Below are 16,510 nucleotides of genomic sequence, written 5' to 3'. Positions count from 1 at the left end.
GTTATGGCGCATCAACGGTTCACGCGCCTTGTCGATCAACAGCCAGAGACCGGCGCGCGGCCCCAAAACCGTGACTCAATGATTTTACTGGATAAATTTTCCTTCATTATCTTCATGTTTACCATTCCCTGCGAGGAATTACGTGAATTTACTAAGGACTTGGCCGTGCTGCATCCGAAAGACATCCTGAAGGACGAGCTTGGCGAAATCGTGTCCGGAGGCAGGCAAATGCGCACCGATGTAAAGACGTTGCTCGATCGAATGGGCCGGAGCCAGTTCAAGTACAAAGAATTTTCCGATCGTTTTTCGGAACTTGAGACCTGGCCCGTCTTCGAAGCTGTCATCCGTGATCCGCGCGTATTTGAAAACAGCGCAAACAATTCATCCATCGGCCTTCCTCAATCGGATTCGCAAGCGCCATCGATAGGGTCGGTGCTGTCCGGCAAGTATCGCAGCGACGACTCTGCACGTGCCGAAAACCCGGGCGGTGACGTGCGCGGCCTGCTTGCGCGGATATCGTCAGCGGCAAAGACGGGATTGATCTGATGGCTCTGGTTATGATTTCCGGCCTGCGTGGCGGTGTTGGAGTAACCAGCATCGCAGCAAACCTCGCCATGACTATCGCTTCCGGCGGGCACTCCACTGTGGTGCTTGATCTTTCGCAGGCCAGCACGCTTGGCCTGCATTTCGGACTTGATCCGCGCCAACCCGTGCCTGGCTTCGATGCACCCGCTGCTGCGACTGGACCGATCCACGGCGTGCGCCTCCTCAATGCCGCCCCACAGGCAGTAAGCAAGGATCTGGGCGAGGGGCTGTCGAGCGGTGATTTCAGCTTCACTGGCGAAGTGGTCCACATTGCCGACCTGTCAGGAGCCGATCCCGGCGCAGCGGTGCAACTGCGGCCTCATGCCGATCTCGAAATCTGCGTTCTCGTGCCCTCGGCTGAGTGCCTCTATCATTTGCCTGCCGCGCTCGACAGCCTGCCTGCCGAGACTGTCTTCGTCCTTAACCGTTGCGACGACACCCGGCGGCTTGGGCGGCACACTGCCAGCTTCGTGCGCGAGCTTCTTGGTCCCCGGCTGATCGCCACCATCCATGCCGATGAGGCGGTCGCAGAAGCCGGCGCGATGATGCAACCGCTCGCACGCCATTCCCCTGCGAGCGCCGCCCTTGCCGATATTGGGGCAATCGCGGGCAGGATCGCACTGCTTGCCGCCCCGTCCCTGCCGGTCGAGGCAACCGGCATTCGGCCATCGAGAAGCAACGCTGCATGACCCGCTATTATCAAAAGCTTGCGCCGTGGCTTGCCCTCGGCGCCCTGATTTTTGCGGCCGCAGTCGTGATCGGCGTTCCGCTTGATCTGCAGCAGCAATGGTTGATGGCAGGCGGCACGGTTGTCGGCACCATGATCCTTTCGCGTCGCGGCTCTCGCAAGGCAGCGCTTACGCTGGGCATCCTCGCGATCCTCACGTCCTCGCGCTATATGTTCTGGCGCACCACGCAGACGCTGCAGTTCAACACCCTTCCCGAATTTCTGTTCGGCAGCGGGCTTTATCTGGCAGAGCTTTACGCATGGGTGCTCCTGCTTCTGGGCTTCCTGCAAACAAGCTGGCCGCTTGAACGCCCGCCGGTAGAGATCGAAGGCGAACCGCACCGGTGGCCGACGGTCGACGTCTATGTTCCCACCTATAACGAGAGCCTCGATATCGTTCGCAACACGGTCTACGCGGCGATGGACATGGATTACCCGGCGGATCGTTTCCACGTCTACATCCTCGACGATGGCCGCCGCCCAGAATTCCGCGCCTTCGCTCGCGAAGCAGGCTGCGGATACATCACGCGCGACAACAACCTTCACGCCAAGGCCGGCAATCTCAACGCCGCGATGAAGAAGACCGACGGCGAGCTGATCGCGATTTTTGACTGCGACCACGTGCCCACGCGCTCGTTCCTGCAGTTGACGCTGGGCTGGTTCCAGAAGGACGCCAAACTGGCGCTGATGCAGACGCCGCACTTCTTCTATTCGCCCGATCCGGTGCAGCGCAATCTGGCCCCGGTGCGCGATATGCCCGGCGAAGGCGACCTGTTCTACAACCCCGTGCAGGACGGCAACGATCTGTGGAACGCCACATTCTTCTGCGGATCGTGCGCTGTCATCCGCCGTGAAGCGCTGATGCAGACCAACGGCTTTGCAGGCGAAACGGTGACCGAAGACGCCCATACTGCGCTGAAACTTCAGCGCATGGGCTGGAACACCGCCTATATCTCGGCGCGCCTGTCAGCTGGCCTCGCCACAGAACGCCTAGTCGTCCACATCGGTCAGCGCATCCGCTGGGCGCGCGGGATGACGCAGATCATGCGCATCGACAATCCGCTGCTGGGCAAGGGCCTGAAGTGGCAGCAACGGCTTTGCTACCTCAATGCCATGCTGCACTTCCAGTTTCCGCTGCCGCGCATCGTGTTCCTCACCAGCCCGCTCGCCTACCTGATCTTCGGCCAGAACATCATTCAGGCTTCTGCCTCGCTGATCTTCGCCTATGCCCTGCCGCATCTGTTCTGCTCGCAAGTTGCGTCTGAACGGCAGCAAGTTGGCTGGCGTCGCCCGTTCTGGGGCGAAATCTACGAGACCATCCTCGCCTTCCACCTTGTCGCCCCCACCGTCATCACGTGGTTCCAGCCGCGCAAGGGCAAGTTCAACGTGACCGACAAGGGCGGTTTGCTCGATCGGACCTATTTCGATTGGGCCATCGTCAAGCCGCACCTGATCACGGTTGGCCTGCTGGTCGGCGGAATGCTGCTCGCCATCTCCAAGTATCTGTTCTTCCCGCAATACTTCAACGTGCAGCTTGATACTCTCGCCCTCAATCTGGCATGGGCAGGTTTCAGCCTCATCCTTCTGCTAGCCGCCGTGTCCGTGGCGCGTGAAACACGGCAGGCGCGGCAGGAAATCCGCCTTCAGGCCCGCTTGCCAGTCACCGTCCACTTCGCCTCCGGCCACGTTGCCAAGGGCGAGACGACAGACATCTCGATGGGTGGGGCAGCGGTAGATCTGCCCACCGGCGTTGCTCCGCTCGATGTGCCTGTAACCCACATCATCCTATCCACCGGATCGGAAAACCTTGCGATCCGCGTGGATCAGGTGCGTCGCCGCGACGGGTTCGTCTCGGTCAAGTTCCTGCCGCTGGAAAACATCGCTGCACGCCAACTGGTGCGCGCCATCATGGGCCGGGCCGACGAATGGCAGCGCACCGCCCCGCCAGAGCGCGTCGCCGGGCTGCGTTCGCTTCAGGACATCATCGTGATCGACGCCATGACCGTCAAACGCGCACTGCGGCTCAATTTTGCTGAACGCCGCGCGTTCAAGGCAGAAGATGCCGCAAATGCCAAGGCAGTTGCAGAAACGAAGCGCAACTTTGCTGCTGCGCCGCTCGCCAAGGCCGCCGGTCTGGCGTTCGCGCTGGCAACCGCAGGATATGCCCTGCTGCCCGGCACGGTCCGCGCCGCTCCGGCAGCAGCCCCGGCAGTAGCCACCGCACCCACGCCAACCACCGCCCTCACCGCTGAACGCCTGACCTTCAAGGATTTGCGCATCCGCAACGCGATCCGCCTGCAGGGTACGCGCGGTGAAATCAGCATACCCTTCGGCCTGCGTCAGGATCAGGTCGTCAGCGCGGCCTCCATCACGCTGCAGGCGGCGTGGTCCCCTGCCCTGTTGGGTGACAGCAGCCAGCTCGTCGTAATCGTCAATGGCGAAGTGGCGCAGATTGTGCCGCTGCGTGCGGAAAACTCGGGCGGCCAAGTCATCACCGTGCCGGTCAACCCGGCGCTGTTCCTGCCCGGCGACAACCAGCTAAACCTGCGCCTGATCGGCCATTACGCGCGTGATTGCGAAGACCCGTTCAGCAGCCTGCTCTGGGCCAATATCAGCAACACCCGTTCGTGGCTCGATCTCACCACACAGCATCTGCCTTTGCGGCCAGACCTTTCCCGCCTGCCTGCCCCGTTCTTTGACAAGGGCGTCAATTCAGCGCTCAAGGTGCCGTTCGTCTTCGCAGCCCAGCCCCGCGCCGGAGAGCTGGAAGCTGCCGCACCCATTGCCTCGTGGCTCGGCAGCCTCGCCAGCTATCGCGGCTTCGCGTTCAAGCCTGCGTTCGGTGATATCCCAATGGGCAACGCGGTGGTCTTCCTCAACCGCAACGGCGCAATGCCCGAACTTGGCCTTTCCATCACCGGCCCGTCGGCTGCGGTAATTGCCAACCCGCGTGACAATACCGGCACCCTGCTGGTTATCATGGGCCGCGACAATGCCGAACTGCGCCTTGCTGCCAGCGCCATCGCTACAGGCAAAGGTGTGTTCGGCGGCACTCGCATGAGCTTTGACGGCGCGCGCATTCCTACATGGCCGCGCTATGGCGCACCGCGCTGGCTTACGACCGACCGCCCGATCCGCCTTGGCGAACTGGTGGAGCCCTTTGCTCTGCAAGGGATGGGCCTGCCCCCGGGTCCGCTTACCGCGCGCTTCCGCGTTGCGCCCGACCTGTTCTTCTGGCCCCGTCAGGGTGGCGAGATCGACCTGCGCTATCGCTATCCCGTCGCCAACTGGCTTGATCGCGATGCCTCGCGCCTCGATGTCTCGCTGAACGGCCAGTATCTCAAGACCCTGCCGCTGTCGGGCAACTGGTGGTCCGGCCTGTTCGGTACGGAAGGTGCGGCCAGCCATGACAGCAACCAAAGCGTGGTCCTGCCCCGCTATGCCCTGTTCGGCCAGAACGAGATCGTCTTCGATTACAACCTGATCGTGGCGAACAAGCAGAAATGCACCGGCATGCTGCCCGATAACGTGCGCGTATCGGTCCTGCCCCAATCGGTTATCGATCTGACCGACGCCTACCACGGCATCGAAATGCCAGACCTCGCCCCGTTCGCGGGCGCTGGCTACCCCTTCACCGTCCGCCCCGATCTTGCTGAAACCACGGTGATAATGTCCGGCGCGCCTTCTGCCGCATCGGTCGAGGCGTTTCTCGGGCTGATGGGACGCTTTGGCGATACCACCGGCGCTGCCGCCACCGGCGTGACCGTAACCGACCGGATCGAACCTTCGCGCCTTGCTGATCAGGACATTCTGGTGATCGGCAATTCATCGCTTGCCGGGGCTGAACAGTTCTTCGCAAATGCCCCCGTCCGCTATGAAAGCGGCGGGCTTAAGGTCGCCCAGCGCTCACCGCTGCAATATGTTGGCGCGCTGTTGAGCAACCGCGATCAGGCCGATCCTGAAGAGGTCGCCGCCATCGTGCAGAGCGCGCGCGCCTTTTCCGGCATTGCCAGCTTTCGCTCACCCTATGCCAAGGACCGCACCGTCGTCGCCTTGCTGGCCGATGATGTGCGCCAGTTGCCGCTGCTGGTCGATGGCCTGGCCGATCCAAAGATCAACGCCCAGATTCAAGGCGATCTGTCGGTCACCTCAGGCGATGGCATGGCCAGCTACGCGGTCGGGCCGACTTATTGGGTCGGCTCGCTGCCCGTGTGGATGAAGGTGGCCTACTGGTTCAGCAAACGTCCGCTGCTGATGGCGATGTCCACGCTGCTGCTGGCTCTGTTGCTGACCGGCCCGGCCTATCTGTTCTTCAGCCGTCAAGCCAAGGCGCGGCTTGCGACCAATGATGAAAAGGACGCCTGAGATGCGCCTGATGCAAAGCTCGGTCCGGCTCGGACTTGTCGCCGCGCTGCTGGCCGGCGTGGCAATTCCGTCGGTTGCGCTGGCAGAAACCCCGGCGGTTAAGGCGCTGCTGGATCAAGCAACCTATTGGCGCGGCAAGGGCCGCAATGACCTCGCAGACCAAGCCTTGCGCCGCGCGCGGGCAATCGATCCGACGGCAAAGGAAGCCGCACCTGCACGGCCCAAACCCGCCGCTGCTCCGGCGTCCACTCCCGCCCGCGCCCCCGCTCCCGCACCAAAGGCAACTCAGCCCGTCGCAAAGGCCGCACCTGCCCCGCGCAAGGCACCTGTGCGCCCCGCCGCCGCAACTGCCGGAACCGCCCGCGTGGCCGGGTTCTCCGCGCTCGATTCCGGCGATCTTGCCACCGCCTCCACCCGCTTCGAACGCGCGCTTGCCACCAATCGCAACGATGGTGATGCACTGGGCGGCCTCGGCATCGTGCGCCTGCGGCAAAGCCGTTTTGCCGATGCGCGCGATCTGCTCGAACGCGCCTCACGCCTCCCCGACGCAGAGCGGTGGGCCGATGCCCTGTCGTCCGCCCGCTTCTTTGGCGGGATCGAGGACGCGCGTGAAGCCCTCGACCGGGGCTATCTCGACAAGGCACAGGCCATTGCCGAAGACACGGTGCGCCTTGGCTATGCCGACCCGCAGCCCGCGCTCGAACTGCTGGCACAGATCTATGAAAAGCAGGGTCGCTTTGCCGATTCGGCTGATCTCTACCGGCAGGCCAGCGCTGGTGGCGGGGCCGATGAAGCTCGCCTCGCCAGCCGCGCCGCGCGTGGGCGCGCGCTTGCCGCTATGGCCCGCGGAGACGACTATGCCGCCGAACAGGAATTTCAGGGCGGCCTGATGGTTGATCGCAACGATCCGTGGATCCGCTATGAATTCGCCCGCTTCATGATTGGTCGCGGACGCCGCGCCGAAGCGGAATCGCTGGTGGCCTCGCTTTCGCAATCGGCCGATCCCGACGCGACCTATGCCGCCGCGCTGATCAACAAGGATCTGGGCAACCTGCTTGCCGCCTCTGCTTTGGTAGAGCGGGTGCCCGAAAGCCGCCGCAGCCCGGCGATGCGCAACTTTGCCCTCTCCATCAAGATCGAGGCGGCCATCTCCCGCGCCAAGGCCCTTGCCGAAACCGGGCAGAAAGCCGGTGCCATCTCGGCCCTGCGCCAGATTGCCAGCCAGCCCGCGGTGCCCGCCGCCCGCCGTGCCGAAGTGGCAGGCGCACTCTATGAACTGGGCGACGAGGCAACCGCCGCCAGCCTTGCGCAGTCCGCACTCGACAGTGATATTGCCGATCTTGGCGGATACGATGCGCTGGTGCGCGTTCTGGCAGCCACCGGGCGCGATGATCTTGCCCGCGCCGCGCTGCAAAAGGCATCCGCGCTGGGTGGTTCGTCACCCGATGCACAGCGTGAAGTCGGCCGCATGTCGGCGGGCCTTGCCATCGCGCAGGCTGACCGGATGCGTCTTGCAGGCCAGTTCGCCCCCGCGTTCGATCTGCTTCAGGGTGCATGGAACGCAGCGCCCGAAAATGCCGAAGTGCTCTCAGCCCTCGCCCGTCTCTATCAAAGCGGCGGCATGCCCGCCCGCGCCGCGCAATCCTATCAACTCGTGCTCGTGCGAGAAGCCCGCAACCGCGAGGCTTTGCTTGGCCTTGCCCAAACAGCACAGGCAGCCGGTGACCGCGATCTGTCAAAGCAAGCCGCCGACCGCGCCTTGAACGCCTACCCGGACGACTATCAGGTTCACCTCACCCTTGCCCGCGTCGCGCAGGACCGGGGTGACAAAGGTGCGGCGCTGCGCCTGCTCAAGGAAGCGCGTGAACTCTACGCCCGCCAGAACGGCGGCTCCACCGCCATCGCGCCGGGAGCCAACCCTTTCGCCGCCATGCCCGGAACGGCTGACAGCAATCCCTTCCGCGCGCAGGCTTATGCAGCCCCCACTCCCGCAGCGGTCAATCCGTTTGCGCTGGGCAACGGCACGCGCCTGCCTTCGGCCCCTGTCAGCGGCGGTTTGAGCAGTCCCGCCTACGCACCGCAGGGATATGCCGCTGCATCACCGACCACACCCGTGCCATCCGTTGCCATGCAGGCCCCATCGGGCTGGGGCGGTGTTCCGGCAGGTTCATTCGGCATGCCCGCGCCAACCGCACCTTCGCCCGACATGGCCTATGGTTCCGCTGATCCGGTCCTCGCCTCCATCGCGTCCGATATCGAAACTTTGAGCGAGGATTCCCGCCCGCGCGCCGATCTCCAGACCGGCTATCGCAGCCGCAAGGGCGAAACCGGCCTCAGCGCGCTGAGCGAACTGAAAGGCACCGCCGAATTCTCAACCGGTCTTGCCGGGGGCCGCGTGCGCGCCCGTGCCGAAGCCGTGGTGATCGATTCCGGCCGCCCCACCGGCTCGGGCCTGTCGCGCTTTGGCCAGAACGCTACCGCCGAAGCGCAGGCCATCGTCGATGAAGAGCGGGCCGTGCTGGAACCGGCGCAGACGCAGCAATCCTCAGGCGTGGCCTTCACGCTCGGCTATGCCGATAGCACCGTGCAGGTCGAAGGCGGCACCACGCCGCTCGGCATGGGTGAAACCAAGGCCACTTTCCGCGCTGCCATCACACCCGAACTCGCCCCCGGCATGCAAGCAAAAGCGTGGGCTGAGCGCAAGCCGGTGACCGATTCCATCGTCTCCTACGCAGGCACTCGCGATCCGGTGTCAGGTGAACGCTGGGGCCAGGTCATGCGCACCGGCGGCGGCGCAGGCTTTTCGTATGATCGCAATGGCAGCGGCGTATATGGCGAGGTTGCCTACAACCAATACCGTGGCACCAACGTGCGCAACAATCGCGGGATTGAGGCAAACGTCGGCGGCTATCTGCGCCTGATCAAGGGCCAGCGCTCGCAATTGACCGGCGGAATCAACGCCAACTACCAGACCTACGACAACAACCAGAACTACTTCACTTATGGCCACGGCGGCTATTTCAGCCCGCAAAGCTTCCTGTCCATCGGCTTCCCGATCAACTACACGATGGAAAGCGAAACGCTGGATATCAAAGCCAACCTGACTCCCGGCTTCCAGAGCTTCAGTCAGGACGAAACTGCGCTCTATCCCACCGATCCGGCGTTGCAGGCCAATCTCGATGCGCTGAAGGATCTCAACACCGATGTGAGGGCGCGTTACGACAGCCTGAGCCGCACCGGCTTTGCCATTTCGGCAGGGGGTGAGGTCTATTACAAGGTTTCGCCAAATACACAGGTCGGCGGCAACGTTTCGTTCACAAGCTTCGGACAATACGAGGAATTCCGCTCGCTGATCGGAATTCGGCAAGCCATTGGAGGAACCCGGTGATCCAGATGCCCCTGCGCGAAGCCTTTGGCAGCACCCGCTCGCCGGGCGTTCCGCTGATCCTGTCGGAAGTGGTTGCCGAACTGGCCGACGCGGCCTCGGCGCAGCAAATCGCGGGCTTCGGCTTTGCGCTTGGGCAGCGCCTGGCGGCGCGTTTGCGGCTTGATCAGGTGACAGACCTGAACGACCTAGAGATGCACCTAAACCGCCTCTGGAGCGATCTGGGCCTTGGCGAATGCCGTCTGCACGCCGAAGAAGCGGCGCTGGTTGTCGAACACGATCCGGGCCTCATGCGCCCCGACGTGCTGTCACCCACCGCACGCCCCTTCCTGCTGGAAATCCTGCGCGGCGCTTGCGATGCCTGCTTCCGCGCCCTTGGCAGCGCGCCGGGCGTTCAGACTTCTGCCGTCTGGCATGAACGGACCATCGAACTGCGTCATGGCCTTTGATTCCCTGCGCTTTGACCGGCGCGATTTCATTCTGGGCAGCGTCGCCACGCTGACCGCGGCCTGTGCCAAGGTGCCCAGCGGCAACGCCAAGGCGCGGCAGGGGTTCTGGCCGGAATTCCGCGAACGCTTCATCACACCCGCCGGGCGCGTGATCGACAATGGCAATGGCAACATCAGCCACAGCGAGGGCCAAGGCTATGGCATGTTGCTGGCTAGCCTTAACAACGACCGCGAAACTTTTGATTCGCTTGCCACATGGACGGCACAGACGCTGGCCCGTGACGACGTGGCGCTTCACGCATGGAAATACGACCCGCGCGAAACGGTGGCGGTGGCAGATCGCAACAATGCGACCGATGGCGACATCCTGATCGCCTGGGCGCTGGCCCGCGCCGCCAAGCGGTGGAACAAGCCTGCCTATGCCCGCCGCTCAGCCGAAATCCGCAGCGCAATCCGCACGCGGCTCGTGGTGGAGCGCGCAGGCCATCTGGTGCTGCTGCCGGGGCTGGAGGGCTTTGCCGACGCGCGTCGGACGGTCATCAACCCGTCCTACTACATCTGGTCCGCGCTTGATGCCTTTGCCGCACTCGATGGTGATGCGGTGTGGGCATCGGTGATCGACGATGGGGTTAAACTGCTGACAGCGGCGCGTTTTGGCCCGCTGGCACTGCCGGTGGACTGGTTCGAGATGGCGGCAGATGGCAAGCTCTCCCCAGCCCATGACAAGCCCGCACGCTTCGGCTTCGATGCGATCCGCGTGCCGCTTTACGCCAGCGCAGGCCGCCGCATGGCGGTGGCGGAAACGGTCACCGCATGGTGGCGCAGCGTCTTGGCCAGCGGAGCACAAGTGCCCGCGTGGATCGATGCGCAATCGGGCGAGACAGCACCCTACGCGCTTTCGGCAGGGGGGATGGCGGTGCTGGCGCGAACGCTGGGAACCGCGCAGCCCGATGCATTGGCGCAGGACTACTATTCGGCCATCCTGCAGCTCCTCAGCCTTGGCCTTGACTGAACAGCCGCGCTGGGGGCAATTGGGGTGAGAGGCCTGACTCAACAGGCCCGCATACGTCAGTTGACGTATTGCGGTCTGATTCGGGATTTTGAAGCGGTATTACCGAACCCGGCCAGCCTACATCACATACGATCTAGGCATCGCGTAATATCTATATATTTTTCAGCATCTTAAATCGCATACCTCATGTCTTTTCCAGATCGCAATTCGCACTACGCGCTGGCTTGTCTAGCAACGAATCGTGGCGTATCTTGACGCTTGTCCGGAAAGTACAAGGCTTGTTGGCAAGAGCCGTTACCCCGGAAGCAATAAGGGCCGTAAACGGTCCATGTCCTTCGCAGGAGAAACGCCATGAAGATCGCCCTTGCAGCCGTTTCGGCTGTTTCGCTGCTGTGCCTGTCCAGCCCGGCTTTCGCCGGACCGCGCGAAAAGTTCAACCTCGCCATTTCGAGCGAAGGCTACGACCTGACGAACCCTTCGCAGGTGGCCAAGCTGCGCAAGCACATCGACCTCGCCGTGATCGAGGCCTGCAACCCTTCCGACCGCATAAGCAGCGGCCCGATGCCTGATCTCAAATGCCGCCGCGAACTGCGCAACGATGCTGCGGTAAAAATTGCCGCTCTGACCGATGCCGCCAAGAGCCAGCGGATGGCCGGTCTCTGAGACACGGACTGACGAGGCCGGCGCTTTGAGCGTTCGGCCTCGCCTGTGATTTACGCCGCCTGTGCCCGCTGGTGCAGGCGGGTAATTGCATCAAGCGACGATAGCAGCGCACCCTCCATCCAGCAGCCGTAATATGAGGCGTGTTCGCCTGCCAAAACAATGCGCCCGTCCAAGGCGCACAGGTTCTGGTAGTGTGCCGCGCGGCTTTCCTCGGTCCATGTGGCGCAGCAGCCCATGATCCACGGCGCGCGGCTCCACGCGAAGGCGACGCCCGAGGCAAATTCCTTGCGATATTCGGCCGGGTGAAACACCGAACCCTGCACCAGCGCTGCCTCGATGCGCTGTGCCGGGGTCATGCCCGCAAGCTGGTAGCCCCCTGCTCCGCCCGCAAACGCACCGAGCAGCACAGCCGAGCCATCCTTGAAGAAGTTGTTGTTGGGGTAGGAAATCAGGCTGATCGCCTGATCGGTAAAGCTGTGCCCGCCGTAGATCGAATAGTCTTCTTCCCAGAAGCGCCGCTTCATTTCGAGGCCGATCTTGACCGAGTTCGAATAGGGCAAGGCTTTCAGCGCCGCTTTCATCGCCGGGCCGACCTGAATGTCGATCTGGTTGAGGATCGTGGCGGGGATCGTGCAGACGCAGTAGTCCGCCGCCGCAACACCCTTCTGCCCGGTCTTGGTATCTTCCCATGAAACGCTGACGCCCTGATCATTCTGGGCGATGGCGGTGACGCGGGTATTGAGCCGAACCAGCTTGCCGACCTGCTTGAAGAAGGCCTTGCCGATCATGTCCATGCCCCCCTTGGGCTGGAACATCGTGGTCTGCATCACGTAGTTGAAGAAGAAGCCCATTTGCGTCCACACATTGGACGACAGCGTATCGGACAGGCTGTTGACCGCAGACGGCGTTGGCGCGCCACCAACGCCTCCGCCCGGCGCGCGATCATAGCCGCGCTGTGAGGCAACCTTCAGGTCGCCGGTATAGGCCATGTTCTTGTCCAGCGCGCCCCATTCGCGCATCGCCACAAGCAGCTTGTCCTTGTCTTCCTTGGTCAGCTTGTCGTCCAGAGATCCGGCATTGAGCGCCTTGCCCATCAGTTCGGAAACGTGGCCCTTGAAGTCTGTCGCCACTTCACGATAGCGCTGCGGCTTTCCGCCAAAAGCCTTGGTGCGGTGGACAAAAGCGTTGTGGTTCAACTGGATAAACGGCTCCAGCTCAACCCCCAAAGCCTTGCAATAGTGCAGCAAGGTTCGGTGGTGATGCGGGATGCGCCACGGGCCGGGATTGAGGTAGTTGCCCGGCGCGAAATTGCAGTCCTGCACCGTTCCGTCGGTCTCGACCACCTTGTCGCCACCCCGGATCGAATAGTTGCGGCCGCCGGGCCGGTCCTGAAATTCCAGCACCTGGACCTTGTACCCGGCCTTGGTCAATTCATGCGCGGCCAGCATTCCGGCAAGGCCCGCGCCCAGCACCAGCACGCTGGCCCCCTTGCGCGCACCGGCAAGCGCGGGCGGGCCGGAGAACTGCGTTTCGGCGGCATGGCCAAGTGCGGTCATCGCCTGATACATGGCAACACCGCCGCCCGCCTTGCCGATCATCGAGAGCAGTTCGCGCCGCGTCTGCGGCAATATGGTGTGGTCCATCAAATCCCCCTTGGGGCCAGCGGCCCCGGAATGCGTCCAGTCACTGTGTGCAATTGCAATCGGGCACCGGCGGCGATGCGGTGGTCACCCGCTCGATATCGGCAACGGTGACCGGGTCCTGGTAATCGTTGAAATGGCCGCGCACGTAAGTGAGCACGGCGGCCATCTGTTCAGGCGTCAGAATGTCGGAGAACCACGGCATCCCGCCCCGGCCTTTGAGCAGGATCACGGTGGGATAGTCCTTGTCGGCGAGGCGCGGGTTGCCCGCCAGCGCCGGGATCACCGCACCCGCTCCGCCACCGCCTTTGGCATCGGCCATGTGGCAGGCCTGACAGATCTGTTCGTAGACTTCCTTGCCCTCGCCCGACACTTCGACCGCCGTGGGGCCGCCACCCGGCGCATCCTGCGCGCGCAGGGCAACCGTGGCTGCCAGCGCAGCAACACCAAAGGCAAGCGAACCGTAGCGAAGCATTTGGTTCATCATCATTGCCCCGGTCAGTTGGCTTTGGCGACGATCGCTTCGATCTCGACCAGCACATTCGGACGGCCGAGCGCTGCCACCTGAACGGTTGACCGGGTCGGGCTGTTGGGCTGTTCTGCCGTTCCGAAGAAGGTCTTGAACACCTCGTTCATGGCCGGAGCATCCATACGGCCTCCGTTTTCGGGAATGCCAACGAGGAACACGGTCATCTTCACCACGTCGCCCATGCCAAGGCCCATGCCTTCAAGCTGCGCCTTGATCTTGGTAAGGATGGAAAGCGTCTGCTGGCCGGTGGTACCCAGATCGTCAGGCTTGGCCGGATCGAGCGGGCTGGCGACCGAGCCGGAAAGGAATACCAGCGTGCTGCCGGGCGGAACCGTGGCCGATGACGCGATGATTGCATCGGGCCGGGCCTTTGTACGGGTGACTTGCGGCTTGGCCTTGGCCGAGGCGGCAATCGCAGGCGTAGCAACCGCGAACGAAAGCGTAGCGGCGAGCGTGGTAAGGATGAGTTTGTTCATGGAATAATCGCCTCGAACTTCATGCAATTTGCAAGGGTTGGGGCGGGCCGCCAAGGCAGCGCCGCCCCGGCCAGCATCAGAACGTCAGCGCCATGCGGGCATAGTAGAAGCCGCCGTTGGTGCCGTAAGTACCGTGGCCATAAGGCGAATTCACCGTGCCCGATCCGTTGATGTAGGGCGAGACGCCGGGTGCCACCGTGGTCGGCACGAGACCCGGAATTTCGGGCGTCTTGTCGAACAGGTTGTTGGCACCGATGGCGAAAGTCAGGCTGTCGGTCAGGTCATAGGACAGTTCGACATCGGTCAGCGGCGTTGCCTTGACCACGCCTTCATAGGGACCGAAACCGCTGATCGCCGGGTTTACGAGGATCGATGCCTTGCCCTGATAGGACTGGCGCACCGTGGCGCTGAACCGGCCCGAAGTGAACGTGGTATCGAGCAGCACCTTGTACTTGGGCTGCGCGGTTTCAAGGAAGCTTTCGGCCTGCGTGTTGAAGAGCGTGCCGATGCGGTTTTCGACCACGTCGGTCTTGTTGTAGTTCGCGCTCAGCGTCAGATCGAGGCGACCCATGCCGAGTTCGACCGGATAGCGTGCCTGGAAATCGATGCCCCACGTGCGCGTGTCGATGCCGTTGGTAAAGGTGGCGACGCCAATGGTGTTAACTGCTGAATCCAGCGTAACGCCGCGTGCGGCAATAGCGGCGTTGACGGCAGCAAAGGCGGTCATGCCGTTGACGAGGTTGGTCTGCGGCGTGCCGTTGACTATGCCGCGAATGGTCGAGGTGCCCGCAATGCGGTCCTTGATCTTGATGTAGTAGGCATCAATCGTGGCCACCAGTTTATCAACTGGGCGCAGCACCAGACCGCCTGAGAAGTTGGTCGCCTTTTCCGGCCGCAGCGAGCCGAAGCCGAGGATGGCCGATGCGGTGGAGTTTGGCGGCAACTGCACGGTAGCGCTGGTTGGTGCGACGTTGGTTGCCGAGTAGTTCGATTCCGCCAGCGTCGGCGCGCGGAAGCCAGTGCTGGCCGTGCCGCGCAGTGCGAAGGCAGGGCTGAAATCATAGCGCGCGGTGATCTTGCCGATCAGCGTATCGCCGAAATCGCTGTAATCTTCATAACGACCGGCAAGGTCGACGGTGAATGCGTCAGACGGCTTTGCGATGAAGTTCAGGTACACCGCCTTGGCGTTGCGATCATATTTGCCAGCATCGCTTGCGGCAAAGCCGGGGAATGACTGGCCACCTTCGAAGTAGGTCGACAGATTGTCGCCCTGCCCGATCTCATACGTCTCGCGCCGATATTCGCCGCCGAAGGCCACGGTCAGTGGCTCGGCCATGCCAACGTCGTATTCCTTTTTCAGGTCAAGCGTGGAAACGAACTGGGTGAGCTTGAAGAAGCCGTCGTAGAACGACGTCGGGCTTTGGCCGGTGTTGATATAGAGCGAGCGGTTGACGGATTCCGTGGTGGAAATGTCGTTGCGATCGCTGCCGTATTCTGCCGAAAGATCCCAGTTCCAGCCGCCCGCTTCCCCGCGAACGCCGCCTGTGAGGGACCATTCATCCTGCGTCACTTCCTGTAGCGGCACGAAGCCGGTCAGGCCGGTGTTCTGGAAGCACGATGCGGGGTTCGACGAGCTTGTGCAGACGCGGTTGGGTGGACGGTAGCCCTGCTTGGCGCTGCCATCGCGGCGGGCGATGTCACCAAAAGCATAGACCTCCACCCCGCCCAGATCATAGCCAGCATTGAAGAAAGCAACCGACAGCGCGGATTTGGCCTGCCCGCCGTTGATATTGGCAAGATCAAGTCCGGCATAAACTGTCTGGAATGCCGCCGGGACCGAGGTATTGACGTTACCATTGATGTCCTTGACCACAATCTGGCCATCGCCAAGGAATGTGTAGTCATTGCGGCGATGAAACAGCGTCAGGTTGAAAAAGCCATTGTCGCCCAGCGCATAGCCAAGATTGCCGCTGACCGAATAGGTCTCGCCCTCGCCATCGTAGAACTGCCCGGCCTGCGCGCGAACGCTGGCACCGGTATCGCTGCTTTTCAGCATGATGTTGATGACGCCCGCGATGGCATCAGACCCGTATTGCGCAGCAGCGCCTTCCTGCAGGATTTCGATGCGCTGCACGGCATCGGGCGGAATCAGATCGATCGAAGGTGCGGCCGAACCCTGAAACGGGCCGGAAATGACCTGCAGAATGGCCGAGCCGTGGCGACGCTTGCCGTTGACCATGACCAGCGTGTGGTTCGGGCTGAGGCCGCGCAAGCGCGCGCTCAGCGAGAAGTTGGACATATCGGTGCCCTGCGTCTGCGCCGTGAACGACGGGACGAGTTGGGTCAGCGCCTGGTTAAGGTTGGGCTGGCCGACCCGCGCAAGGGAATCTGCGCTAAGCAACGTGACAGGCGCTGCGGAATCAGCGGCCGATCCGCCTGCGCCGCGCGATCCGGTTACGATGATCTCATCAGTCACCGGCTGTTCGTCTGCCGGAGATTCCTGAGCCTGAGCTTGGGAAACGGCCAGAAAAGCCGAGCTTGTGACAAGAAGAGCTGTACGAACTGCTCTGAATACGGTCGACATCATGAACCCCCTGATGGTTGTCGACCTCTCCCGAAACGATGCCGGATGGTACACGCGGGCATTTCTGCCTTGCTCCTCCGGTCTTTATTGCGACC

General features: G+C 62.7%; 11 protein-coding genes. 7 read left to right on the top strand and 4 right to left on the bottom strand.

Annotated elements, in window-relative coordinates:
- Positions 1–3 precede the first annotated feature (3 nt).
- The 7 genes from Q8R81_RS06380 (at position 4) to Q8R81_RS06350 (ending at position 11,186) form a co-directional block, all read left to right on the top strand.
- Entirely contained in the window at positions 4–546 is a 543-nt protein-coding gene (locus tag Q8R81_RS06380) for a hypothetical protein (RefSeq protein ID WP_305616608.1), read from the top strand.
- Positions 546–1,274, top strand: a complete 729-nt coding sequence (locus Q8R81_RS06375; RefSeq protein WP_305616607.1) for a cellulose synthase operon protein YhjQ/BcsQ — start codon at positions 546–548, stop codon at positions 1,272–1,274. Before Q8R81_RS06380 ends, Q8R81_RS06375 begins: the two co-directional genes overlap by 1 nt.
- Complete coding sequence (bcsA, locus tag Q8R81_RS06370; RefSeq protein ID WP_305616606.1) at positions 1,271–5,677, top strand: UDP-forming cellulose synthase catalytic subunit; 4,407 nt, start codon at positions 1,271–1,273, stop codon at positions 5,675–5,677. The genes Q8R81_RS06375 and bcsA overlap by 4 nt, the downstream gene beginning before the upstream one ends.
- Positions 5,661–9,065, top strand: coding sequence for a cellulose biosynthesis protein BcsC (locus Q8R81_RS06365; protein ID WP_305616605.1), 3,405 nt, complete (start codon positions 5,661–5,663; stop codon positions 9,063–9,065). The genes bcsA and Q8R81_RS06365 overlap by 17 nt, the downstream gene beginning before the upstream one ends.
- 5 nt (positions 9,066–9,070) lie before the next feature.
- The gene (bcsD, locus tag Q8R81_RS06360; RefSeq protein WP_371135318.1) at positions 9,071–9,511 is read left to right on the top strand and encodes a cellulose biosynthesis protein BcsD; all 441 of its coding nucleotides are present in this window, start codon (positions 9,071–9,073) and stop codon (positions 9,509–9,511) included.
- Entirely contained in the window at positions 9,501–10,523 is a 1,023-nt protein-coding gene (locus Q8R81_RS06355; protein ID WP_305616603.1) for a glycosyl hydrolase family 8, read from the top strand. The genes bcsD and Q8R81_RS06355 overlap by 11 nt, the downstream gene beginning before the upstream one ends.
- A gap of 351 nt (positions 10,524–10,874) precedes the next feature.
- Positions 10,875–11,186 (top strand): UrcA family protein, encoded by a 312-nt coding sequence (locus Q8R81_RS06350; RefSeq protein WP_305616602.1) that lies wholly within the window; start codon positions 10,875–10,877, stop codon positions 11,184–11,186.
- 50 nt (positions 11,187–11,236) lie between these two features.
- On the opposite strand, the gene Q8R81_RS06345 is transcribed toward Q8R81_RS06350, so the two are convergent.
- The 4 genes from Q8R81_RS06345 to Q8R81_RS06330 form a co-directional block, all read right to left on the bottom strand.
- Positions 11,237–12,829, bottom strand: coding sequence for a flavin monoamine oxidase family protein (locus Q8R81_RS06345; protein ID WP_305616601.1), 1,593 nt, complete (start codon positions 12,827–12,829; stop codon positions 11,237–11,239).
- A 40-nt stretch (positions 12,830–12,869) separates the two neighbouring features.
- Positions 12,870–13,310 (bottom strand): cytochrome c, encoded by a 441-nt coding sequence (locus Q8R81_RS06340; protein WP_305616600.1) that lies wholly within the window; start codon positions 13,308–13,310, stop codon positions 12,870–12,872.
- Positions 13,311–13,324: 14 nt separating this feature from the next.
- The gene (locus Q8R81_RS06335) at positions 13,325–13,831 is read right to left on the bottom strand and encodes a Rid family hydrolase (RefSeq protein WP_305616599.1); all 507 of its coding nucleotides are present in this window, start codon (positions 13,829–13,831) and stop codon (positions 13,325–13,327) included.
- Between the two features lie 76 nt (positions 13,832–13,907).
- Positions 13,908–16,415, bottom strand: a complete 2,508-nt coding sequence (locus Q8R81_RS06330) for a TonB-dependent siderophore receptor (RefSeq protein ID WP_305616598.1) — start codon at positions 16,413–16,415, stop codon at positions 13,908–13,910.
- Positions 16,416–16,510: the final 95 nt, after the last annotated feature.

It is taken from the genome of Novosphingobium sp. (assembly GCF_030696665.1).
In the GTDB taxonomy this organism is placed as follows: Bacteria; Pseudomonadota; Alphaproteobacteria; order Sphingomonadales; family Sphingomonadaceae; genus Novosphingobium.
This window is presented reverse-complemented; position numbering and strand designations above follow the sequence as displayed.